The organism is Pedobacter agri PB92, from assembly GCF_000258495.1.
Classification (GTDB): domain Bacteria; phylum Bacteroidota; class Bacteroidia; order Sphingobacteriales; family Sphingobacteriaceae; genus Pedobacter; species Pedobacter agri.
Genome location: NZ_AJLG01000031.1, coordinates 1 through 21,745 on the forward strand (window position 1 = coordinate 1; position 21,745 = coordinate 21,745).

Annotated in this window: 19 protein-coding genes, 1 pseudogene and 1 riboswitch; of the genes and pseudogenes, 8 read left to right on the top strand and 12 right to left on the bottom strand. The window is 37.5% G+C overall.

Annotated elements, in window-relative coordinates; all coding sequences use genetic code 11:
* Positions 1-69 precede the first annotated feature (69 nt).
* The 7 genes from ON09_RS06580 to ON09_RS06610 all read right to left on the bottom strand — a co-directional run bounded on the left by ON09_RS06580 (position 70) and on the right by ON09_RS06610 (position 7,003).
* Positions 70-336 (bottom strand): hypothetical protein, encoded by a 267-nt coding sequence (locus ON09_RS06580; RefSeq protein ID WP_010600266.1) that lies wholly within the window; start codon positions 334-336, stop codon positions 70-72.
* A gap of 536 nt (positions 337-872) precedes the next feature.
* Positions 873-1,613 (bottom strand): copper homeostasis protein CutC, encoded by a 741-nt coding sequence (locus tag ON09_RS06585; RefSeq protein ID WP_010600267.1) that lies wholly within the window; start codon positions 1,611-1,613, stop codon positions 873-875.
* 12 nt (positions 1,614-1,625) lie between these two features.
* On the bottom strand, positions 1,626-2,498 hold the full coding sequence (locus tag ON09_RS06590) for a YegJ family protein (protein ID WP_010600268.1): 873 nt from the start codon (positions 2,496-2,498) through the stop codon (positions 1,626-1,628).
* Between the two features lie 47 nt (positions 2,499-2,545).
* The gene (locus ON09_RS06595; protein WP_010600269.1) at positions 2,546-3,580 is read right to left on the bottom strand and encodes a N(4)-(beta-N-acetylglucosaminyl)-L-asparaginase; all 1,035 of its coding nucleotides are present in this window, start codon (positions 3,578-3,580) and stop codon (positions 2,546-2,548) included.
* A gap of 67 nt (positions 3,581-3,647) precedes the next feature.
* Positions 3,648-4,451 (bottom strand): nitrilase family protein, encoded by an 804-nt coding sequence (locus ON09_RS06600; RefSeq protein ID WP_010600270.1) that lies wholly within the window; start codon positions 4,449-4,451, stop codon positions 3,648-3,650.
* Between the two features lie 21 nt (positions 4,452-4,472).
* On the bottom strand, positions 4,473-5,618 hold the full coding sequence (locus ON09_RS06605; protein WP_010600271.1) for a methionine aminotransferase: 1,146 nt from the start codon (positions 5,616-5,618) through the stop codon (positions 4,473-4,475).
* A gap of 158 nt (positions 5,619-5,776) precedes the next feature.
* Entirely contained in the window at positions 5,777-7,003 is a 1,227-nt protein-coding gene (locus ON09_RS06610; protein WP_010600272.1) for a multidrug effflux MFS transporter, read from the bottom strand.
* A gap of 145 nt (positions 7,004-7,148) precedes the next feature.
* Between ON09_RS06610 and ON09_RS06615 the strand changes: the two genes are divergently transcribed.
* A complete protein-coding gene (locus tag ON09_RS06615; RefSeq protein WP_010600273.1) occupies positions 7,149-7,919 on the top strand; it encodes a queuosine precursor transporter in 771 nt (256 codons plus the stop codon).
* Positions 7,920-8,000: 81 nt separating this feature from the next.
* Here ON09_RS06615 and ON09_RS06620 read toward each other — a convergent pair whose 3' ends face one another.
* The 4 genes from ON09_RS06620 to ON09_RS06635 form a co-directional block, all read right to left on the bottom strand.
* Entirely contained in the window at positions 8,001-9,245 is a 1,245-nt protein-coding gene (locus ON09_RS06620; protein WP_010600274.1) for a homoserine dehydrogenase, read from the bottom strand.
* Positions 9,246-9,349: 104 nt separating this feature from the next.
* The gene (locus ON09_RS06625; RefSeq protein WP_010600275.1) at positions 9,350-10,408 is read right to left on the bottom strand and encodes a homoserine O-acetyltransferase family protein; all 1,059 of its coding nucleotides are present in this window, start codon (positions 10,406-10,408) and stop codon (positions 9,350-9,352) included.
* A 35-nt stretch (positions 10,409-10,443) separates the two neighbouring features.
* The gene (locus tag ON09_RS06630; protein WP_010600276.1) at positions 10,444-11,775 is read right to left on the bottom strand and encodes an O-acetylhomoserine aminocarboxypropyltransferase/cysteine synthase family protein; all 1,332 of its coding nucleotides are present in this window, start codon (positions 11,773-11,775) and stop codon (positions 10,444-10,446) included.
* Between the two features lie 289 nt (positions 11,776-12,064).
* A riboswitch (SAM riboswitch) is annotated at positions 12,065-12,175 on the bottom strand.
* A 469-nt stretch (positions 12,176-12,644) separates the two neighbouring features.
* A complete protein-coding gene (locus ON09_RS06635; RefSeq protein ID WP_010600277.1) occupies positions 12,645-13,760 on the bottom strand; it encodes a trans-sulfuration enzyme family protein in 1,116 nt (371 codons plus the stop codon).
* Between the two features lie 122 nt (positions 13,761-13,882).
* Here ON09_RS06635 and ON09_RS06640 point away from each other — a divergent pair, with 122 nt between their 5' ends.
* The 4 genes and pseudogenes from ON09_RS06640 (at position 13,883) to ON09_RS06655 (ending at position 17,268) form a co-directional block, all read left to right on the top strand.
* Positions 13,883-14,377, top strand: coding sequence for a lipocalin family protein (locus ON09_RS06640; RefSeq protein WP_029204158.1), 495 nt, complete (start codon positions 13,883-13,885; stop codon positions 14,375-14,377).
* A 207-nt stretch (positions 14,378-14,584) separates the two neighbouring features.
* Positions 14,585-15,779 (top strand): annotated as a pseudogene (gene mqnE, locus ON09_RS06645) (aminofutalosine synthase MqnE).
* An 82-nt stretch (positions 15,780-15,861) separates the two neighbouring features.
* On the top strand, positions 15,862-16,485 hold the full coding sequence (locus ON09_RS06650) for a histidine phosphatase family protein (protein ID WP_010600279.1): 624 nt from the start codon (positions 15,862-15,864) through the stop codon (positions 16,483-16,485).
* A 42-nt stretch (positions 16,486-16,527) separates the two neighbouring features.
* Positions 16,528-17,268 carry a menaquinone biosynthetic enzyme MqnA/MqnD family protein gene (locus ON09_RS06655; RefSeq protein WP_010600280.1) on the top strand — a complete coding sequence of 247 codons (741 nt, stop codon included), beginning with the start codon at positions 16,528-16,530 and terminating at the stop codon, positions 17,266-17,268.
* Positions 17,269-17,343: 75 nt separating this feature from the next.
* On the opposite strand, the gene ON09_RS06660 is transcribed toward ON09_RS06655, so the two are convergent.
* Positions 17,344-17,658, bottom strand: a complete 315-nt coding sequence (locus tag ON09_RS06660; protein ID WP_010600281.1) for an HPF/RaiA family ribosome-associated protein — start codon at positions 17,656-17,658, stop codon at positions 17,344-17,346.
* 323 nt (positions 17,659-17,981) lie between these two features.
* Between ON09_RS06660 and mutS the strand changes: the two genes are divergently transcribed.
* The 3 genes from mutS to ON09_RS06675 all read left to right on the top strand — a co-directional run bounded on the left by mutS (position 17,982) and on the right by ON09_RS06675 (position 21,743).
* Positions 17,982-20,594 carry a DNA mismatch repair protein MutS gene (mutS, locus tag ON09_RS06665; RefSeq protein ID WP_029204159.1) on the top strand — a complete coding sequence of 871 codons (2,613 nt, stop codon included), beginning with the start codon at positions 17,982-17,984 and terminating at the stop codon, positions 20,592-20,594.
* A gap of 68 nt (positions 20,595-20,662) precedes the next feature.
* Complete coding sequence (locus ON09_RS06670; protein WP_010600283.1) at positions 20,663-21,169, top strand: C40 family peptidase; 507 nt, start codon at positions 20,663-20,665, stop codon at positions 21,167-21,169.
* A gap of 106 nt (positions 21,170-21,275) precedes the next feature.
* Positions 21,276-21,743, top strand: a complete 468-nt coding sequence (locus tag ON09_RS06675) for a TlpA disulfide reductase family protein (protein WP_010600284.1) — start codon at positions 21,276-21,278, stop codon at positions 21,741-21,743.
* Positions 21,744-21,745 lie beyond the last annotated feature (2 nt).

Consider the following 21,745-nt stretch of genomic DNA (forward strand, 5'->3'; position numbering starts at 1 on the left):
CTCGATTTTAAATTACGCATTCTTGCAAATTCCCCGGTTACATCCTTTAAAAATTGAGATTTGGTTCCCTTATCTATAACCATCGAGATTAAACCAAACGCTATCGTGTAAAAGTTTCCCCATAGCCAAGGTGTCCATGTTCTCGAAAGATTTAATCACATTGAGTGTCGTTAATCCGTTTTTAGCATCCTTATTTATTTCCCATTCCTGAACTTTTTTAAATTCATAAGGATATTTTGTGGTATCTGACGAAGGTGTTTCAGATATGTTAGCGTCATGATTCTGACAAGCAGCAAAAATTAACGCGATAACAAATAGCGATGAGATTGTTTTCATAAAAGTTTATTGTTTAGTTATCTAAATATATAAAATATATGATAACTAAATCATTATAAGATAATTATGTAAACATTTTCACACTATTTAATATTTCTTTTATGCCTGTTCATCACTCCAAATATTATATTTAGCACTGGCAAAATCTGCATTACAATCAAAGTTGAGAGGATTATGTGGTTTGTTCTATGGTGTCTCCCAAAAAAGCTTGAAGTACCTTGATCTGAAATTTCGACTACCGCAAGAGATTTATTAAAACTATAACTCATTAAGGCGATAATCAGTGGGAACAAAAGGAGAGAGAGAACGTGAATCCAGGTCAACATCTTTGAGACTAAATAATGATTGAGGCATTTATAGAAAGCAGCAAATAAGAGTAGACCTACTGCACTACACCTCAAAAAATGAGTAACAGGAATAATAAAGTAAGTATCTACATTCAAAGTCAGGTCGAAAGGCGAAATCAAAAAAGAAGCCAACAGAAAAAGTATAGCTGATGATAGCAGGAAGTAATGAGGTTTCAAAATAGCGAAGATTTAAGAGTGATTAATGATGTGTACAAGCGCCCTCACGCGATCGATATTAGTTAATTCATATTGGTATTCATCATCAATACTACCCATTTTTGTTTCACTATTTCGGAATATCATTTTACTTGACACATGGGTTTTGCAAGATGCATGAAACGTATCAGCACCAGAAATTTCAATGAGATCTTGAATGTTGTTGTTATTGATTCCTGCGCCAGGCATAATCGAAATCCGTCCATTGGCTTGTTTTACCAGCTGTGCTAATTTTGCTGCTCCCTGAATTGCCGAATTTGCGCCACCGGAGGAGAGCACACGAACAATGCCCAGTGCTATCAAGTCTTCCAGGGCTAAGCTCATATCGTTACTCATGTCAAAAGCCCTGTGAAACGATACAGGCAGCGGGTTTGCCAAAGCTATCAACTCCGCACACCGTTTCTGGTCAATTGTTCCATCAGGGTTGAGTATTCCAATCACGACACCATCACAATTTAATGATTTAAAGATCTTTATATCTTCCTTCATCAAGTCAAACTCGAGATCGGAATAAAGAAAATCTCCGCCTCGTGGACGAATGATTGGCCAAATTTCGATATTAAGATTTTTTTTTGCCAATGCAATTTGTCCATAGCTTGGTGTAGTTCCACCTTCGGCTAAATTATCGCAAAACTCTACACGGGTAGCGCCACCCATCTGGGCATTTAAAGCAGATTCGTAACCATTCGCACAAACTTCTAAAGTTCCAGCCATTTTAAAGTTGTTTTAATCTTCATAAATAGGTCCTAAAACCTTCCAACCGCTCACTGATTTGAATACATTCAGTTTTTGGATTGATTTTCCACCATCCGGAAAACAACAAATTTCAGTAATGATATAGTGGTGATTATCTACTCGTTCTCTAATGAAAGCGCTTTGCAAACCAGTAAAATTTGGAAAGCCATGCTCCTCTAAATTATTGACAAATGATAACTCCAAAACTTCGGCCATTTGCTGAACAATTTCCGCATCCTGGGGCATACTGGTTGAAGTCAGCATCATTTTGGCCTCCTCTTTAAAATCTTTGCATGCAATTGCGGCATCTAAATTTTTATCATTGTAAGCCTGCTCCAATGCTAAAATTGCACCTTCCGGTGTATCAAAATTGGGTTTGAAATGATCAACGCCTTCATCAATATATAAACCTATGTTTTGATCAAAGGCTGATTTATCTTTATCCGGAATGCCATCTCTTATCGCCCTGATGGTGTAGCCGCCAATCAAACGTCCGTTTTCCAGAATCATCCAGTCAGATATCATACTTCGATCTATTCCAATTTTCTGGTTTAATTTAACTGTTTTTACATCAACAGGTTCATTTCCAATGGTGCCATATAAGTGTCCTTCATTGTCGAAGTGAGGTTCTGTTAGCCAGATATGTTCTCCATTATCACCATCAATAATTTTTACCTTTATGGAAAAATAAACCTGATGACTTTGAGGATTTTCCAAACTCTCTTCAAAATACCATAATGTTAAGTTGGCTTTTTCAATAGCCCAATTCATACGTTCATCTTCATTTGAAACGTACATCATATCCGGTTCACCCTGACGTTCTTCTACGTTTTTTTTACCGAAAATTTTGGAGAGTAATCCCATTCTTTAATTTTTAAGTTTTGAATTTTGGTTGGGATGAAATGTTATTGTTAATAATAGCTTTTTCCTTTTATCAGCAAATCCTGCTTTTCGGCATTGCAAACTGCATAACTAAATCCTTGCTGGATGGCATAAGCGCCATATTCTCCTTTTTTATTGATGGCTAGAAAACCAACCTGAATGTTTTTAGCTGTTTCCGGTTTCTTTTTAATGATACGCATTACGGCTTCTTTGCAGGCAGCTTCAGGAGCATAACCTTGTCGCATTAACTCAACAACTAAAAATGAGCCTACGTTGCGAACAACCTCTTCGCCAACGCCAGTAGATGTTGCGCCACCTACTTCATTATCTACATACAAACCAGCACCGATAATTGGGCTATCTCCAATTCTGCCATGCAGTTTGTACGCCATGCCACTTGTGGTACAGGCACCCGATATATTTCCTTTGGCATCAATGGCCAACATGCCGATGGTATCGTGATTATATTGATTTCCTGGAAGTTTCTGAGGTGCTGCTTTATCATAAAGCTTGTTTTCAATATTTATCACTGGCTCATATTTCGCAGTTTTGAGCCATTCTTTCCAGGCCGCTTCACTTGAAGGGGTAAGCAAATTTTCTTTTTTAAAACCTTGTTCCAATGCGAATTGTAACGCACCATCACCTGCGAGCATTACGTGAGGTGTTTTTTCCATCACTTTACGGGCAACTGAAATTGGATGTTTGATATGTTCTAATGCCAAAACCGCACCGCAGTTTCCATTTTCATCCATAATACAGGCGTCTAAAGTTACTTTACCATCACGATCCGGTAAGCCACCATAACCTACAGATTGGTTATTTTCATCTGCCTCTGGCACCCAAACCCCTTGCTCAACGGCGTCTAAAGCTTTTCCTCCTTTCGAAAGTACCTTCCAGGCATCAGCATTCGCTGCAATACCAAAATCCCAGGTGGAGATAACAATTGGAAAACTTGCTGCTTTTTTTGTTGAAGCTTGAAGTGCATCAGCCATGCTGCTTTTATCAATAGCTATTAATCCCGCAGAAAGGGCAGAGGCTTTTAAAAATTTACGACGGTTAAACATGTTTAGGGATATTCTATTTTTTAATTATTGGGAAAGTTAAGTTGTGTGGACTAAAAATCAAGATATCTCAACTGATGCTGAACTTATCAGCATCTTTTAGAAATGGAAACTGACGTCTGATTTTTATCAATTCTTCGTAGTTGATACTAAAAGTATATAAATCCTCGTCTTCAGGCTTGTAATATACGGTACTTCCGTAAGGATCGATACACATCGAATGTCCGCTGTGATAAATTTGATTACCATCGTGGCCAACACGGTTTACAGCGATTACATAACTTTGATTTTCGATTGCACGTGCCGGAATTAAAGCTTTCCAATGTGATGAGCGCTTGTCGGGCCAGCTTGCAACCAGCAGTAAGATATCATATTCTTCATCTACATTACGCAACCAAACGGGAAAGCGTAAATCATAACAAACCGCTAATCTTATTTTCCATCCTTTAAGTTCAACAATGAGTTTATCCTTGCCAGGACTGAAATTTTTGTCTTCTTCACCCAACCCAAATAAATGTCGTTTATCGTAGTATTGATGATCGCCGTTCTGCTCCATCCAAATTAAACGATTATAATAATTTCCGTTTTCTTTGATGATTAAACTGCCCGTAATTACGCAATTATACTTATAGGCCATTTGCTGCATCCACTGCATGGTAAAGCCACCCATTTCTTCAGCCAAAGCCTCAGAGTTCATACTAAACCCACTATTAAACATTTCCGGCAAGATGATCAGATCCGTCTTTTCCCGAACACCCATTGATAAGCGGAGGGCCAGGTTTTGTAAGTTTTTTTCTATGTTTTCCCAAAAAAGATAAGCCTGAAATACGGTAACTTTCAGGTTCTCTATTTGAGTGTAAACAGGTGTATTCATATGTTTAGTTTTACGGGATGATTAAACATTTTTTAATTTTTCTGCGGCCATTGCGAGGGTTGAATTTTCTTTGGCAAAACAGAATCTAATGATTTTGTGGTCAGTTGCTTTTTGGTAGAATGCCGAAACTGGGATGGTGGCAACACCAAATTCTTTAATCAGCCTGATGCTAAAATCTGTATCTTTCTCATCGCTGATTTTATGGTAACTGGCGCACTGGAAGTACGAGCCATTACAAGGCAGTAATTCAAACCGGCTTTCTGCCAATAGCCCTCTGAAATAATTGCGTTTTTCTTCGAAAAAACTTGTTATCCCAGTATAATTTCCTGGTTCTTTAATATAATCTGCAATAGCTTGCTGCATCGGGCTATTAACGCTGAAAACATTAAATTGGTGTACTTTTCTAAATTCTTTCGTTAATTGAGCAGGAGCGAGGCAATAACCTAATTTCCATCCTGTAGCGTGTAGGAGTTTTCCAAACGATGCGACAACGAAACTTCTTTCCCTTAATTCAGGAAAAAGCATTACGCTTTTGTGCTTCTGGTCATCAAAAATTAAGTGCTCATAAACTTCATCGCTGAGGATTAAAATATCCGTTCCGTTGATCAGCTTGATGAGCGCTTTCATATCTTCTTCTGATAAAATACTACCTGTCGGGTTTTGGGGAGAATTCAAAATAATCATCCTTGTACTCGAAGTGAACAGCTTTTTTACCATATCCCAATCTATACCATAGTTAGGGGGCGCAAGTTCATAGGTTTTAACTAAGCCACCTAAAAGTTTAATGGTAGGTGCATAGCTATCATAAGCAGGTTCAAAAATTATTACTTCATCGCCCGGATTTATTATAGCTGCTAAAGCTGTAAATATGGCCTGTGTTCCACCGGCAGTAACTGTAATTTCAGTGTCGGGATTATATTCTACCTGGTAAAGTTTAGCTACTTTTTCAGCAATGGTTTCTTTCAAAAAATTATTACCCGGCATTGGTGCGTACTGGTTGTAGCCATCCTTCATGGCTTTATTCACCAACTCAGTTAGTTTTGGATCGCAGGGATAATCCGGGAAACCCTGAGATAAATTAATGGCATTATGTTCTGCCGCAAGTTTAGACATTACCGAGAAAATGGTAGTACTTACGCCTGGAAGTTTCGATTGTATATTCAACATGTTATAAGCGAAAATAGCAAAAAAAACCTTAAGGAATAAATTACCAGGTTTTCATTCGTCTGATTTGAAAACAAGCATATTGAAAAACAGGATTAGTCTGCGTTTATAACACTATAAGTCGAACACTAACATATCAAACGGAACGCAATTAAATTTAGTTAATGTCCCGCCACAGCGACATCCGCAGATGCCTCGATTTCTGTTTTGATAAATCTTTTTCCGATTAACAAGCAAATCAGGGCCGTAAATGCTGCAGCAGTCATTACCAACGGCATCGGAACTACCGAGTGTTCGCTAAACAAACTTACCATTACAGATGCCAATGCACCCAATCCCATTTGTAATGCACCCATTAGCGCAGAGGCACTACCTGCGTTTTTGCTAAATGGCGCCAAAGATAAAGCTGCTGCATTTGGATTAATAAAGCCTAAACAGCATAAAAATAATGCAATAAATGCTATTGTTGAATATAAGTTTAGCCACTCGTTTAAAGCGAACATCAGAAATATTAAACTGAAAACACACTGTGCCAGTAATGCCCAGGTTACAATTTGCTTACTGGTAAACCACTTTAAAATTAAACTGTTAATTTGACTCGAACCAATAAAAAATACGGATAATAATGCAAATATCCATCCGTAGCCTGTTTTGCTCACTTCATAAATTTTCATAAAAACTTGTGGTGAAGAAGAAACATAAGCAAATAAACCAGAAAAGGTGATCGAGCTAATTAATGCATAGGTAGAAAATTGAGGCTCTTTTAAAACTGTTAAAAAACTGTTCAGAATTGGCTTTGGTTTTAAAGAATAATTCGGATCGGGCTTGTAGCTTTCTGGTAATTTGAAAATTGAGGCTAGCAATATCAAGATCGCCATAAACCCTAAGAAAACAAAAACATATTTCCAGCCCAGTGCAGCTATCAAATAACCGCCGGCAGTTGGAGCAAGCATTGGCGAAACAGCAATAACCAACATCAGTGAGGCAAACACTTTTGGACTTTCTTCTACCGAAAATAAATCGCGAACCATTGCTACCGAAGCAACCGCAGTTGCGCAACTTCCTATGGCTTGTACAAAGCGCAAAACAATCAATTGGTTCACATCTGTAACAGCCAAACATAAAAACGATGCGATAATATAAAGTACCAAACCAAAATAAAGTGGCTTTTTACGGCCAAACTTATCAAGTAGCGGACCATATAAAAGCTGACCAGCAGATATACCAATAAAGAAACTAGATAGCGACAACGCAACTGTAGATTCAGAACTCTTTAAATCATTGGCAATATCTACAAAACCTGGCAGGTACATATCAATTGAAAAAGGTCCAAGCGCTGCAAGTGAACCTAAAATGAGGATTAGAAAGAAGTGTTGTTTATTAGCCATGTTATAGTAATTCCGTGCGCAAAGATTGGGAGATTTAAGTTCTTAAACTATTTTTAAGGTCGAATGATTGTCAAAAGGTATCGACAGTGAAATTTTACACCTAAAAACATCATTCTGATTTGATTTATCTTTAGATTTATGCGCTATGACTTTTAAAACTAAAGAAAGCCGTTTACTTCTCATTCTGGGAAGTTTTTTTGTGGCAAATGCAATATTATCAGAATTTATTGGGGTTAAATTATTCAGCGTTGAAGAAACTCTGGGATTTAAAAAGTTTGATATCAATTTGTTTGGCGTTCCAAATTTATCATTTGTGATGTCGGCTGGAGTGCTTACCTGGCCCATTATTTTCATCATGACGGATATCATCAATGAGTATTTTGGCGTAAAGCAAGTCCGGTTCCTATCAATTCTTACATCAATATTAATAGCGTTTGCCTTTTTAGTGGTGTGGGGTTCGATGCATTTAAGTGCTGCCGATTTTTGGGTACATCAAAATATAAATGGAGAAGATTTGAATATGAACAACGCCTTTGCAGGTATCTTCGGCCAGGGTATGTGGATTATAGTCGGTTCAATCGTTGCTTTTATTGTTGGGCAACTTGCCGATGTCCTTATTTTTCATCGCATAAAAAAAATAACAGGAGAGAAATCGCTATGGTTAAGGGCAACCGGCTCAACGGTAGTTTCTCAACTCATTGATAGCTTTGTTGTAATTTTCATCGCCTTCTATTTAAATCCCCAATATCATTACAGCTGGCAAATGGTTGCCGCTATTGGTTTGGTTAACTACACCTATAAATTCGTCGTAGCAATTTTAATGACGCCAATATTGTATGTGGTACATGCCATTATTGATGGATACCTTGGTAAAGATTTAGCCAGAAAACTAACAGAAATGGCAGGAAGAGGTTAAAATTTTAACGCAAAAGGTCGGAATCGCTCCGACCTTTGTGCTTAACAACAAAACAAATAAAAAAATTAACCTTAAAAAATCTTAAAGTACAGCCAATTCAGCTGCGTATACGTTTTCTGCAACTTGTTCCTGCTTGTAGATCTGTCTGCCCGTGTAAGCCACAAATACATCCTGATCTAAAAGCAAATCACGGTTTCTAATTAAGCTTTCCAATTTTACGGTACCAATTACATACTTATACTCACTGGCTGCGTAACGTTCGCTAATATTGTCAAATTCCAGCAAGCTGATTAAGTCTTCATCGGCATAGCGTAAGTAAACTTCCAATAAAATATCTTCGGTATGTTTCACACCATTTTCAGAATGGTATTTTTTATATTCATAGCGATAATCATAACGTAGCGCCGCGATATCAGAAAGTACGGCAGCACCTGTTGGGTGGCCACCTGCACCTTTTCCAAAGAAAAACTGCTTATCAGCAAAAGCTGCCTGAACGGTTACCGCATTGTATTCGTTTTCTACATTGTAAAGAAAATCATCTTTAGCTACCAGTTTGGGCAACACATAAGTCACGATATCTTTCGTATTGACTTTTCGAGCCGTTGGAACCAACTTAATCTTAAAGTTTTTTTCACGAGCATATTTAATATCATGCTGAGAAAGATTTTGAATCCCAATGTTCAATATTGCATCCGGATTAACGAACAAGCCATAAGCATGAGCTGTTGCAATGGCTAGTTTATATTTCGGATCGTAACCTCCAACATCTAAAATTGGATCTGTTTCAGCGAAACCTAAATCCTGAGCTTCTTTTAATGCTGAATTGTAACTTTGATTTTCATTGAAAATCTTTGATAAAATATAATTTGAAGAACCATTAAAGATACCGCTTAAGGCATGGAAAAGCTCATTATCATAATATTCTTCGAGATTTCTGATAATTGGAATACTGCCACAAACAGCACCTTCATAGAGTAGCGAAGTGCCATGTTTCTGTTGCAAGTCTACAAGTTCTTTCAGGTGTGTGGCAATCATTTTTTTATTGGCAGAAACCACATTTTTCCCATTTTTTAATGCAGTCGTCACGATATCGTAAGCCGCATCAGCATCATTAATGAGTTCTACTATCGTATTGATTTCCGTATTATTCAGGATTTCATTTTTATCGGTAGTGAACAAATCTTTGTTAAGGGTACGTTTCTTTCTTGGGTCCTTAATTGCTATTTTAATGATTTCGAGATTGAGGTTTTGACTTTGGATAATATCCAGTAAACCCTGGCCAACTACTCCGAAACCAAATAATCCGATTTTTAAATTTTTACTCATGGTATTTTATAGTATCAAGTAGCGAGTATCAAGATTAAATGCTTGAGTGTTCGCTGTCAAATTTTGTTATGTTTAATTTAGTCTTTCTGCTTTGAGCTTTTGACTTAGGCAGTATGTTGCAACTTAATAATCTTTTTGTTTCTGCTTTCTTTGATGAAATTTCCGATGATGTTCGTCAAAGCATTCGTTTCAATTAGGAAGCCATCGTGACCATATTCAGAATGTATGGCTGCAAACTCGGCGTCAGTGATATGATCAGCTAAATATTTCTGCTCAGAAACCGGAAAAAGGAAATCATTTTCGATACCAATTACTAAGGTGTTCGCCTTTATGAGCTTCAAAGCTTCGGCTATCGATTTACGATTCCGGCCAACATTGTGGCTATCCATCGCTTTAGTTAAATAATAGTAACTATAAGCATTAAAGCGATTTATTAATTTTTCTCCCTGGTAATTTTGGTAAGATGATGCCCTGAAGTGATCTGTTTTATCATTTACACTTTCGACTTGTGTATTACCATAAGCGCTATAGGTTCGGTAGCTTAAAAGCGCAATGCTACGAGCAGTTTTCAAACCTTTACTGCCACCATCTGGTTTGTTGGCATAAAAAGTTCTATCCGTTGTGATCGCTAATCGCTGACTCTCGTTAAAAGCAATTCCCCATGGAGAATGAACAGCATTTGTTGCAACAAGAATGAGGTTTTCAATCCTGTTCGGTTCAGTAATTCCCCATTCTACAGCTTGCTGACCGCCTAAAGAACCGCCAATTAAAAGTTTGATGTTGTCAATTCCCAGATGATTCGCCAGTAGCTGATGTGCTGATACAAAATCGCGAATGGTAAACTGTGGGAATGACAGAAAATATGGCTGACCCGTTACCGGATTTTTACTTAAAGGATTTGTTGTTCCGTAATTTGAACCTAAAACATTTGCACAAATAACGTAATGCTCCTGAGGGTTGAATAATGCATTTGGACCAAACAAACCTTCCCACCATTCAAAAACATCGGCATTTGCAGTTAAAGCATGGCAAACCCAAATTACATTATCTTTATTAGCATTTAACTTACCAAAGGTTTGATAAGCAATTTGCAGGTTGCGAATTTTTTTTCCGTTTTCTAATTTAAATTGTTTGGGATAACTATATGTTGAAGCTGTGCTCATTATAAAATCGTATTGTCGTAACTAAAATCTGGTTTTTAAGCTTGTAAACTTTCTGCAGTTGCGTGAGTTCCGATGGCAGCAAATGCCTGCTCAAAATCTGCTTTAATATCATCGATATGCTCAATGCCAACCGATACCCTCAATGCATTTGGTTTTACGCCTGCCGCCAATTGTTCGGCTTCACTCAACTGCTGGTGCGTAGTGGCCGATGGCTGAATAATCAGCGTTTTGGCGTCGCCAACATTTGCCAGGTGAGTAACCAGTTTTAAATGATCGATAACTTGTGTAGCATTTTCTTTCGTACCATTTAACTCAAAAGATAAAACACCACCGAAACCGTTGCTTAAATATTTTTTTGCCAAGTTATTGTATTTACTGCTCGCCAAGCCTGGGTAATGCACTTCTTTAACTAATGGATGATTTTCTAACCATGTCGCCAGCTCCAAAGCGTTGTCTACATGACGTTGCACCCGAAGTGATAAAGTTTCTAAGCCTTGTAATAATAGAAATGAATTAAAGGGCGAAAGGGCAGGACCCAAATCTCTTAAACCTTCTACACGGGCCCTAATAATAAATTGTATGTTTCCAAAAGGTCCGCCAATACCAAAAACATCGTTAAAAATCAATCCGTGATAACCTTCAGATGGTTCGCTAAACTGCGGAAATTTCCCGTTGCCCCAGTTATAGTTACCACCATCAACAATTACACCGCCAATGCTGGTCCCATGGCCGCCAATCCACTTTGTGGCCGATTCTACTACAATGTTGGCACCATGCTCAAGTGGCTTAAATAAATATCCACCGGCACCGAAAGTATTATCAACAATAAATGGGATATCGTATTTCTTGGCAATTGCAGCGATTTTTTCAAAATCAGGAATGCTGAAAGCAGGGTTACCAATCGTTTCCAAATAGATGGCTTTGGTTTTGTCTGTAATTTTTTGCTCAAATTCTTCTGGCACATCAGGATTTGCAAAGTCAACATGAATGCCTAAACGTTTAAAGGCTACTTTAAACTGGTTGTAAGTTCCGCCATAAATATGGGTTGATGAAACAATACTGTCACCGGCCTCAAGAATGTTATGCAATGCGATGAACTGAGCCGCCTGACCTGATGCCGTGGCTAACGCTGCAACGCCACCTTCCAATGCTGCGATTCTTTTCTCAAAAACATCGGTCGTTGGATTCATTAGCCGGGTATAAATATTACCAAATTCTTTTAATGCAAATAAATTTGCGCCATGCTCTGCACTATTAAAACCGTAAGATGTAGTTTGGTAAATCGGCACAGCCCTTGAACCTGTTGTTGGATCAATTTCCTGACCAGCATGTAATTGCAAAGTTTCAAATTTATATGATGTTGACATTTTTTAAGTGATTAATGGTGTGAATATTTAAATGCTTGGGTGATCAAAATCTGATAATAAAACCATAATATTTTGATCGTCTGATTAATGGCGTATCCTGATCAATCAGGACCTTCCAATTTGAAAAGGCAACAAAAGTGGAAGATTTTTAAATTACTGTATGCAACAGCACATACAAGTAATCGCCTGCATATCACAACAAATCAATGAAATAGAAGAAGTTTCTATTTTTTTGAAGATTGAGTTAGGCTCGCTTTGCGATGGAAAATTTAACGTATTCATCAGTTATAATTTATATCTCCAGATAACACCATGTCATCCGGTCAGGAATTGGCACCTTCTCTCTCTGAGGGTTGCCAGTGGGTCGCGGAGCCTGTCTCTCGCCACTTCTTTATAAATCAATCCGATTAAGATTGACTTTTATTTAGCGATTCACCAAATAATATTTCAAATGTCTGAATTAAATTTCAAACAACAAAATTAAATTTTGATTTTTTAACTCGCGGTGGTAAGGTAAAATTGAAATTTCTATTGTGAGTTTAAAAGTTTATAGTAAACCCAATGCAATTGCCAATTTTTTTGAGAAGCATTTTAATAATTTAAAACTAGTACAACCTATTCGAATCTATTAAAAGAAAGCGGAAAGGAATCGAAATGATATTACTAATTTTTACTGTTTGTACGCTGAATAGATCTGAAAATTAATGGGACTGTAACTTGGGAATTCTCAGTCCCGCTTTTTACTATAGCCCAGATGAAAAACCGGTAACTATCGCTGTAATCGGGTTAACGATTGTTTTTTATAACCTTCATTGTAAGATTGCTTCCTGCCTCGCACTGGTTTGTCTATTAGGAAAAACTTATTACCATCAGCCCAGCGCCTGTTCTAAGTCAGCAATAATATCATCAACATGCTCCAAACCGACAGAAATCCTCAGCAAGTTTTTAGGTGTCTTACTATCAGGTCCTTCAACCGAATAACGGTGCTCAATTAAACTTTCTACACCGCCTAAACTGGTGGCCTGGGCAAATAATTTGACGCTATTTACCACTCTACTAGTCTCCTCCACATCACCTTTAACCAGGAAAGACATCATTCCACCGAAATCTTTCATTTGCTTTTTAGCAATTTCATGTTGCGGGTGTGTTGCTAATCCAGGAAAAAAAACGGCTTCAACTTTCGGATGATTAACCAAATACTGGGCAACTAATTTCCCATTTTCGCAATGGCCCTTCATGCGGTAAGCCAGGGTTTTTATACTTCTACACAGTAAATAACAATCAAACGGTGATGGAACCGCTCCACCCGTTTGTTGAATATTTTTAACTCTTTCCCAAAGTTCATCCTTTTTAGCGGTTACTAAAATGCCCCCAAGAACATCACTATGACCACCCAAATATTTTGTACTGCTGTGCATCACTATATCAGCTCCAAGCAAGATGGGGTTTTGTAAAATAGGAGAGGCAAAGGTGCTATCGCAAGCAAATGTAATATTGTTTTGTTTCGCTATTTTCCCAATTTCTTCAATATCTGTAACCTTTAGTAAAGGGTTTGATGGTGTTTCAATCCAGATTAATTGAGTGTTTGGTTTTATACTCGATTTGATTAAATCCAGGTCTGTTTGATCAACAAAATCAAATTCGAGTATTTCATTAAAAATGGTTAAAAGCTGTTTTTTAATTCCCCAGTACATATCATCAGGAGCGATGATGTGACTTCCAGGCTTCAACGCCTGAAACAAACTCATACCGCAATTATTTCCAGAAGCAAAAGCTGCAGCATCTTCTCCGTACTCCAATTTAGCTACAGTGTTTTCTAAAGCAGACCGGTTGGGGTTGCTTACACGACTATACATGTGCCCACCAGGATAACCTCCATTTTCATCACGAAAAAAAGTTGTAGATAAGTTGATAGGTGGAGTTACATCTCCGGTGATATTTTTAACCAGATTAGAAGCGTGAATAGCAAGGGTTTCGGGTTTCATGATGATTTGATTTTGATGCAGGTGAACTGCAATGCAATTTAATAATTCGCCGCTAATTTAAGCTTCGTAATTGTTTTGGCAAGATTTATGTAATCAGTTTCCGAAAATAAAATTAAACTAAAATGAAAAGATTATTTATAGCTATCGCAATAGCATGTTCTACTTTACTAATGTTACAAAGTTGTTCATCAACTAAAAATGCTGCATCAGGCATTAATGGCGGTAGAGGTACAATCACCGGCACCTGGGTATTAAACAATGTAGCATTAGAGGGTTTACCTGATCAGGCTGTTCAAGGTTTATTTGGAGAGAAATCATACAAATGTTTCCAGGGCAGTACATGGAAATTAACCAATAGCGGAAACGGGTCTTATACGTTACCTGCATCAAGCACTTGTGGCGCAGTAATGCAAACCATCTTCTGGTCGGCTACACCTGCTGACGAGACTTTCCAGTTCAAAAAAATCTATGAAGGTGATAAAGCCAAAAATGTTACTGAAGGTTACCGTTTAGTTTTAACACAACTTTCTAAAGGCAATATGGTCATGAAGTCGCCTATCGAATTCGGCGGAAAAACAGCTAATATCGTATTAACGTTTTCTCCGGCAGTAAACTAGAAACTAACTACCTACGAAAAACATCATATCCAAAGCACCTTTGAAAAGAGGTGCTTTTTTTATTGGTTTAGTTGTTTTATAGTTAATAGGTTAAGTTTTAAAGGATTTTAGTTTGGCTGCAGACTAATAATGAACTTTTCCTTTGTTACAAGAAAATGATTTTCAAATCGCCTCAATATTGTATTTTTGTTCAAAATAAAATCAGGAATGAATACAACTGAACAAGTTGAAAAAATATTAGCTGATACTTCATTATCAACTGAACTACAAAACATTGCACACAAAGTCCTCAACAAAGAGCGTATTACTTTTAGTGAGGGCGTATACCTATACGAGCATGCAGAATTGGGCTATTTGGGCGTTCTTGCCAATTTCATTCGCGAAGAAAAGCATGGCGACATAACTTACTTCAATCGTAATTTCCATTTAGAGCCTACCAATCTTTGCGTTTACGATTGTAAGTTTTGCTCCTATTCCCGCTTGATTAAACAGAAAGAAGAAGGGTTGGGCATTGACGATGGAACAAATGCTGGACATTGTTAAAAAATATGATGATGAACCAGTAACAGAAGTTCACATCGTGGGAGGCGTTTTGCCTCAATATGATGTGGCATTCTACTCAGCTTTGTTTACCGCGATTAAAGAACATCGGCCTGATTTGCATGTGAAAGCATTAACACCTGTTGAGTACCATTATATTTTCAAGAAAGCGAAAATTGACTATGCTACAGGCATGAAATTAATGAAAGAGGCTGGTCTGCAATCTATGCCAGGAGGCGGTGCTGAAATTTTTCATCCTGAAATCCGTGAGCAAATTGCGAAGGATAAATGTACAGGTGAGCAATGGTTGGCGATACATGAGGAATGGCATAAATTAGGTATGAGAAGTAATGCAACAATGCTTTATGGTCATATCGAGAAATTCGAACACCGAGTAGACCATATGGAAAAACTTCGTCAGTTACAAGATAGAACAGGCGGCTTCCAAACCTTTATCCCGTTAAAATTCCGTAACCAACACAACCAGATGAGCAATGTTGCCGAGTCATCAGTAATTGAGGATTTGAGAAACTACGCCATTGCCCGTATTTACATGGATAACTTCGACCACATTAAAGCCTATTGGGCAATGATTAGTCGGGAAACTGCACAGTTATCTTTAAATTATGGAGTTGATGATATTGATGGCACCTTAGATGATACCACAAAAATTTATTCAATGGCTGGCGCTGAAGAGCAAACACCTGCAATGAGTACAAGGGAGTTGGTTAATCTTATTAAACAAGTTGGCCGAAAAGCCATAGAACGCGATACTTTATATAATGTAGTTACCGATTTTGAAGATGTTGTTTTCGAGGAAGAAAAGAAACCACAGTATTATAAATTACCAGTCGTAAATTAATTTTGAATGAATGAGTTTTGAATGAGTGAAAAATTCACAATCCAAAATTCTATCATTCTCTAATTCAAAATTCAATAATTAAATGAAGCAAATTTATATTATCCGCCATGGCGAAACGGAACTCAACAGACAAGGAATAGTACAAGGCAGAGGTATAAATTCTGATTTAAATGATACGGGCAGAGCGCAGGCAGAAGCCTTTTATCAAAAATACAAGGACATTTCTTTCGATAAAATATATACATCTGATTTGAAACGGACCTGGCAAACAGTTCAAAAATTTATTGATTCTGGTTTACCCTGGGAAAGACTTTCTGGTTTGGATGAATTAGCCTGGGGCGTTTGGGAAGGAAAACCAAACTCTGAAGCCGCTCGGGAAGCTTTTCGTGAAATGCTGGAAACCTGGCAAACTGGTGATTACACCGCTCATTTTGACGGCGGGGAGAGTGTTCAGGATGTTTATGAACGTTTAAAACAGCCTATGGAAGTTTTGTCAACCCGGCCAGATGAAGAAACTGTTTTACTTTGCATGCATGGAAGGGCAATGCGTGTTTTCCTTTGTCTATTGCTCAACAAACCATTAAGTGAGATGACCGAATTTCCACATCAGAATACTGTTTTGTATAAACTAGGATTCGAAGACGGGAAATTTACCGTTCTCGAATTTAATAGTGCCGTTCATTTGGATGGTTTAGTTATCGGATAATTTGCTTCATGCCAAACACATAGCACAAATCAATTAAATACCTTGAGTAAGATTAAAATATCGGCTGTTGCTTACACCAACACCAAAGCTTTTATATACGGATTACAACATTCTGAGATCATCAATAAGATTGATTTAAGTTTAGATATCCCTTCAGATTGCGCTGCCAAAGTAATTAGTGGTCAAGTAGATATAGGTTTAATGCCTGTAGCTGCTATTCCGTTGGTTCCAAATGCAAATATCGTGGCAGATTATTGTATTGGTAGCGATGGTGCTGTAAATTCAGTATTCATTTTCAGCAATGTTCCAGTTGAAGAAATTAAAACGCTGCGATTAGATTCCCATTCCAGAACGTCAAATAATCTGGCTAAAGTTCTGCTTAAATTTTATTGGAATAAAGAAGTAGAATTTACCACAGATGCTAATGCAAAAACTGATGCAATTGTTTTAATCGGCGATAGAACTTTCGGCAAAAAGGATGATTTCGCTTTTGCTTACGATATGGGCCAGGAGTGGAAAAACTTTACTGGCTTACCATTTATGTATGCTGCATGGGTGTCGAACAAAGAAATATCTCAGGAATTTAAAGCTGAATTTAATGCTGCCCTAAAACTCGGCTTAAACCATAGACAAGAGGTATTAAAGGACTTGCCTCCAGTTGAGAATTTTGACCTGGAAGATTATTTATATCGCAAACTTCAATTCGAAGTAACAGCAGATCGAAAAAAGGCCATGAAATTGTTTTTAGAATATATTGAGCATTTAGAAAAAGAGCCAGTTTAAATGATTGTCATTCTGTTTCAAGCAAAATATAAATGTTAAAAAAAGGCAATCCGGGTTAAGGATTGCCTTTCGCTTTTAATGTGATTTTAGTTTTCCGGCTATGGTTTCCAACTTGCTCTTCAATTTATTTATTGCACCGCTAAGGGCTAGATCATAGTTATTACCTAAATTCGTAACTGCAATAGGTTCTTTGCCCGAAATTCTGGCTTCTAATAAACAACGCTTATCATCTAAACCATCTTTGCTACCATTTTCATCTGATAAATGAACTTCCAAACGGGTAATTAAATCATCAAATCTAGATAAGCCATCATTAATTAAGCCTTTGATTTTGTCTTCGTATTCCTGGTGTATGGTTAGGTTTTTGTCAGTATTCAGTTGAATCGTCATAATTAAAAAATTAGGTTAAACTATATAGGAATAACATAGAATGTAAAGAAACGTTTTTAATATCCCCGTTTAATTTTTAAGTGTTTGGCTTTGAGCTAACTTTGTTTATAAACCTGATAGGAACGAACACGGAGTGCAACGGAGTAAAGTGGATAGCAGGACTGGAGTAACAAAAAAGTGCAGAACCCATGTTTTTCTACTAATTATTAAATATTCGATTTTAATGCCTGGTAAATAAATAACAATCTTTCAACTTTTCAACAAAACAGCGGTAAAATGCGTAATCGTGCTATCTTTATAGCTTTTGCAAATTAATTTCAGTTTTGGCTAAAGACACGAATAAAGAAACCCCGTTAATGCAACAATACAACGCCATTAAAGCGAAGTATCCAGGTGCACTTTTACTTTTTAGGGTTGGAGATTTTTACGAAACATTTGGCGAAGATGCCATAAAAACCGCTCAAATTTTAGGAATCGTTTTAACCCGAAGAGGCACTGGTCCGAATGGAGGTGCTTTGGAATTAGCCGGTTTTCCCCATCATTCTTTAGACAATTACCTATCGAAATTAGTTAGAGCAGGGCAAAGGGTGGCTATTTGCGACCAATTAGAAGACCCAAAAGCCACCAAAACAATCGTTAAACGTGGTGTTACCGAATTGGTTACGCCGGGAGTTGCTTATGGCGACAATATTGTTAATCAAAAATCTAATAATTATTTAGCTTCAGTTTTTTTTGATAAAACACAGATTGGCATTTCATTTTTAGATATTTCGACCGGTGAGTTTTTAATTGCTCAGGGAAATGGCGATTATATCGACAAACTTTTACAAGGTTTTAAACCGACGGAGGTAATTTTTCAGAAATCAAAACGCCAAAATTTTTTAGAGCAATTTGGCGATCGGTTTTATACTTTCGGCCTGGATGAGTGGCCTTATACTTCTGATTACGCAGAAGAAACCCTAACCAAACATTTTGATGTAGCTTCACTTAAAGGTTTCGGAATTGAGCGGCTGCAAAGTGGCATCGTTGCTGCCGGGGTTGTTTTGCATTATCTGGGTGAAACAGAGCACCGCAATTTACAGCACATTACTTCCATTAGCCGGATTGAAGAAGACCGATACATGTGGCTGGATCGGTTTACTATCCGAAATCTGGAATTGGTAAATTCTGCCAATGATAATGCCGTCACACTATTCGATATTCTCGATCATACTTCTACACCAATGGGTGCTCGCTTACTTCAAAAATGGATTATTATGCCATTAAAGGAGCTGAAACCCATAGAGGAACGTTTGGGCATGGTAGATTTTTTTGTAAAAAATGAGGAAATTCAGCAAGAATTTTTAACCCATATCAAACAGATTGGCGACATCGAAAGACTGATTTCTAAAGTGGGTTTGCAACGTGTTGGTCCGAGGGAATTGGTGGCGTTAAAGCGAGCTTTAATTCATATAGAGGCTGTGAAAAATCTCGCAGCGAACTCTAAAAACACCTTTCTTATTAAAATTGCCGACCAGCTGAATCCTTGTTTGGCTATACGCGAGAGAATAGAGCGAGAACTTCAGCCTGAACCACCAGCATTATTGGTGAAGGGAAACGTGATTAGTGATGGTGTTGATGAAGATTTGGACCGATTACGTAAAATTGCTTTTGGTGGTAAAGATTATTTGGTTCAAATACAGAAGCGGGAGGCGGAAGCTACCGGTATTCCATCGCTAAAAATATCTTTTAACAATGTTTTTGGGTATTATCTGGAAGTTACCCATACCCATAAAGACAAGGTTCCGGAGGGCTGGATTCGCAAACAAACGTTAGTTAATGCGGAGCGTTATATCACACCTGAGCTAAAAGAATATGAAGAACAGATTTTAGGAGCTGAAGAAAAGATCCAGGCCATTGAGATTCGGTTGTATAATGAGCTAATGTATGAAACTGCAGGTTACATTAAACCTATTCAGCTTAACGCATTTTTAATTGCACAACTCGATTGCCTATTATGTTTCGCCCAATTGGCTGAAAAAAATCATTACGTTAAACCTACAGTAAACAAAGATAAAGTTCTTGATATTAAAGGTGGTCGCCATCCGGTAATCGAAAAGCAATTGCCTGTAGGGCAGGAATATATTACGAATGATGTTTATCTGGACAGTGACTCGCAACAGATTATCATGATCACCGGACCAAACATGGCCGGTAAATCGGCGATTCTAAGGCAAACTGCGCTAATTGTTTTAATGGCTCAAATGGGAAGTTTTGTACCTGCAAAAGCTGCTGATGTAGGTTTGGTGGATAAAATTTTTACCCGCGTAGGCGCATCTGATAATATCTCATCTGGCGAAAGTACTTTCATGGTGGAAATGAATGAAACAGCCAGTATCTTAAATAATATTTCAGATAACAGTTTGATTTTGCTGGATGAAATTGGTCGTGGAACAAGCACTTACGATGGTATTTCTATTGCATGGGCTATAGCTGAGTTTTTACACCAGCATCCCACTTCTCGCCCTAAAACTTTGTTTGCTACGCATTATCATGAACTGAATGAACTGGCTAATACAATGCCACGCATTAAAAATTTCAATGTTTCCGTTAAGGAAATGACCAATAAAGTTATTTTCCTAAGAAAATTAGTTCCGGGTGGGAGTGAACATAGTTTTGGTATCCATGTGGCTAAAATGGCCGGCATGCCGCCGAAACTGATTGGAAGAGCAAACGAGATATTGAAAAAACTGGAGATCGATAGGACGGAAGGGCAGAGCATAAAGGATAGTATTAAGAAAGTACAAAATCAAGCTTACCAGTTACAAATGTTCGCGATTGATGATCCCGTGTTAGTTAAAATTCGTGATACGCTAAATAATTTGGATGTAAACGCTTTGACTCCTGTAGAGGCATTACTGAAATTGGATGAAATTCAACGACTGATAAAAAATTAAAATAGGTTTTTAGTGTATCGCAGTTAAGGCATGAGATTTTAACCGATATCCTAACCTGATGTTGTACTATGGAAAAAACCCTTAACCTTAAAATTTATCTCTTTGGCTTTTTAGCCGTTTTGCTATTTTTATCCTCTTGCAGCTCTAGAAAATATACCGTCAAGAGCGAAACTAAAGCGGCAAAAGCAGCCGATGCAATGTCGAATTTGAAGAGTAAACAACTTTATAAGTTTATAACGGATTGGACCGGTGTAAAGTACCGCTTCGGCGGATTAGATAAAAACGGAATTGATTGTTCAGGCTTTGCGTTTCTGCTGGAGAAAGAAATCTACGGCATAACTTTACCTCGAATTTCTCGCGACCAAGCCAAAGCGGTGAATAAAAAAAGCATTGATAATTTAAAAGAGGGCGATTTAGTTTTCTTTTCTTTCGGAGGGAATGATGTTGACCACGTTGGCGTTTACCTTAACAACGGTTTTTTTGTACATGCCAGTACCAATAGGGGCGTAATTGTTGATGATTTGAATTTACCTGCCTATCAGAGGGTTTTAGTGAAATCAGGTTCGGTTAATTAAGCAAGTTTGATTATGAATGAAGCGAAGCATTCCAGGCTATGCGATTCATTGTGCATAGATTATTATTATTCGCAAACTAAAATTAATTAAATTTCGTTTTAAGTCTATGCGTATATTTTTTATAATCTGCTTATCTTTAGTTACTTATTCTGTAAATGCGCAAGTGAGGTTGCTTACACTTGATGATTTGGATAAAAGGGTAGCCAAAGGAAAAGATACAACATACGTAATAAATTTTTGGGCTACTTCGTGTTCTCCTTGTGTGGCAGAATTACCGCATTTTGAAAAGCTACGCACTGAAAATGAAAAGAAGCCGCTTAAGGTACTTTTAGTAAGTTTAGATTTCAAATCGAAATTACAAAGAGAGGTTATTCCGTTTGTCAATAATAATAACATTAAAGCCGAGGTTTATCTTTTGAATGAGCCAGATCAGCAAAAATATATCGAACGAATAGACAAAAAATGGTCAGGTGCGATTCCTGCAACTTTGTTTGTAAACAAAAAGGTCAGACGTTTTTACGAGAAAGAATTTACGGCAGAAGAATTAAAAAGCACTTTATTGAACTTAAAATAAGA

Excerpts from the sequence above, each read along its gene's own strand:
- ON09_RS06635 (WP_010600277.1), bottom strand. The coding sequence starts at position 13,760 with ATGAAACCCGAAACCCTTGCTATTCACGCTTCTAATCTGGTTAAAAAT.
- ON09_RS06670 (WP_010600283.1), top strand. The coding sequence starts at position 20,663 with ATGGAAAAAACCCTTAACCTTAAAATTTATCTCTTTGGCTTTTTAGCC.
- ON09_RS06585 (WP_010600267.1), bottom strand. The coding sequence starts at position 1,613 with ATGGCTGGAACTTTAGAAGTTTGTGCGAATGGTTACGAATCTGCTTTA.
- ON09_RS06600 (WP_010600270.1), bottom strand. The coding sequence starts at position 4,451 with ATGAATACACCTGTTTACACTCAAATAGAGAACCTGAAAGTTACCGTA.
- ON09_RS06605 (WP_010600271.1), bottom strand. The coding sequence starts at position 5,618 with ATGTTGAATATACAATCGAAACTTCCAGGCGTAAGTACTACCATTTTC.
- ON09_RS06640 (WP_029204158.1), top strand. The coding sequence starts at position 13,883 with ATGAAAAGATTATTTATAGCTATCGCAATAGCATGTTCTACTTTACTA.
- ON09_RS06630 (WP_010600276.1), bottom strand. The coding sequence starts at position 11,775 with ATGTCAACATCATATAAATTTGAAACTTTGCAATTACATGCTGGTCAG.
- ON09_RS06595 (WP_010600269.1), bottom strand. The coding sequence starts at position 3,580 with ATGTTTAACCGTCGTAAATTTTTAAAAGCCTCTGCCCTTTCTGCGGGA.
- ON09_RS06660 (WP_010600281.1), bottom strand. The coding sequence starts at position 17,658 with ATGACGATTCAACTGAATACTGACAAAAACCTAACCATACACCAGGAA.
- ON09_RS06675 (WP_010600284.1), top strand. The coding sequence starts at position 21,276 with ATGCGTATATTTTTTATAATCTGCTTATCTTTAGTTACTTATTCTGTA.
- ON09_RS06625 (WP_010600275.1), bottom strand. The coding sequence starts at position 10,408 with ATGAGCACAGCTTCAACATATAGTTATCCCAAACAATTTAAATTAGAA.
- ON09_RS06610 (WP_010600272.1), bottom strand. The coding sequence starts at position 7,003 with ATGGCTAATAAACAACACTTCTTTCTAATCCTCATTTTAGGTTCACTT.
- ON09_RS06620 (WP_010600274.1), bottom strand. The coding sequence starts at position 9,245 with ATGAGTAAAAATTTAAAAATCGGATTATTTGGTTTCGGAGTAGTTGGC.
- ON09_RS06580 (WP_010600266.1), bottom strand. The coding sequence starts at position 336 with ATGAAAACAATCTCATCGCTATTTGTTATCGCGTTAATTTTTGCTGCT.
- ON09_RS06650 (WP_010600279.1), top strand. The coding sequence starts at position 15,862 with ATGAAGCAAATTTATATTATCCGCCATGGCGAAACGGAACTCAACAGA.
- ON09_RS06615 (WP_010600273.1), top strand. The coding sequence starts at position 7,149 with ATGACTTTTAAAACTAAAGAAAGCCGTTTACTTCTCATTCTGGGAAGT.
- ON09_RS06590 (WP_010600268.1), bottom strand. The coding sequence starts at position 2,498 with ATGGGATTACTCTCCAAAATTTTCGGTAAAAAAAACGTAGAAGAACGT.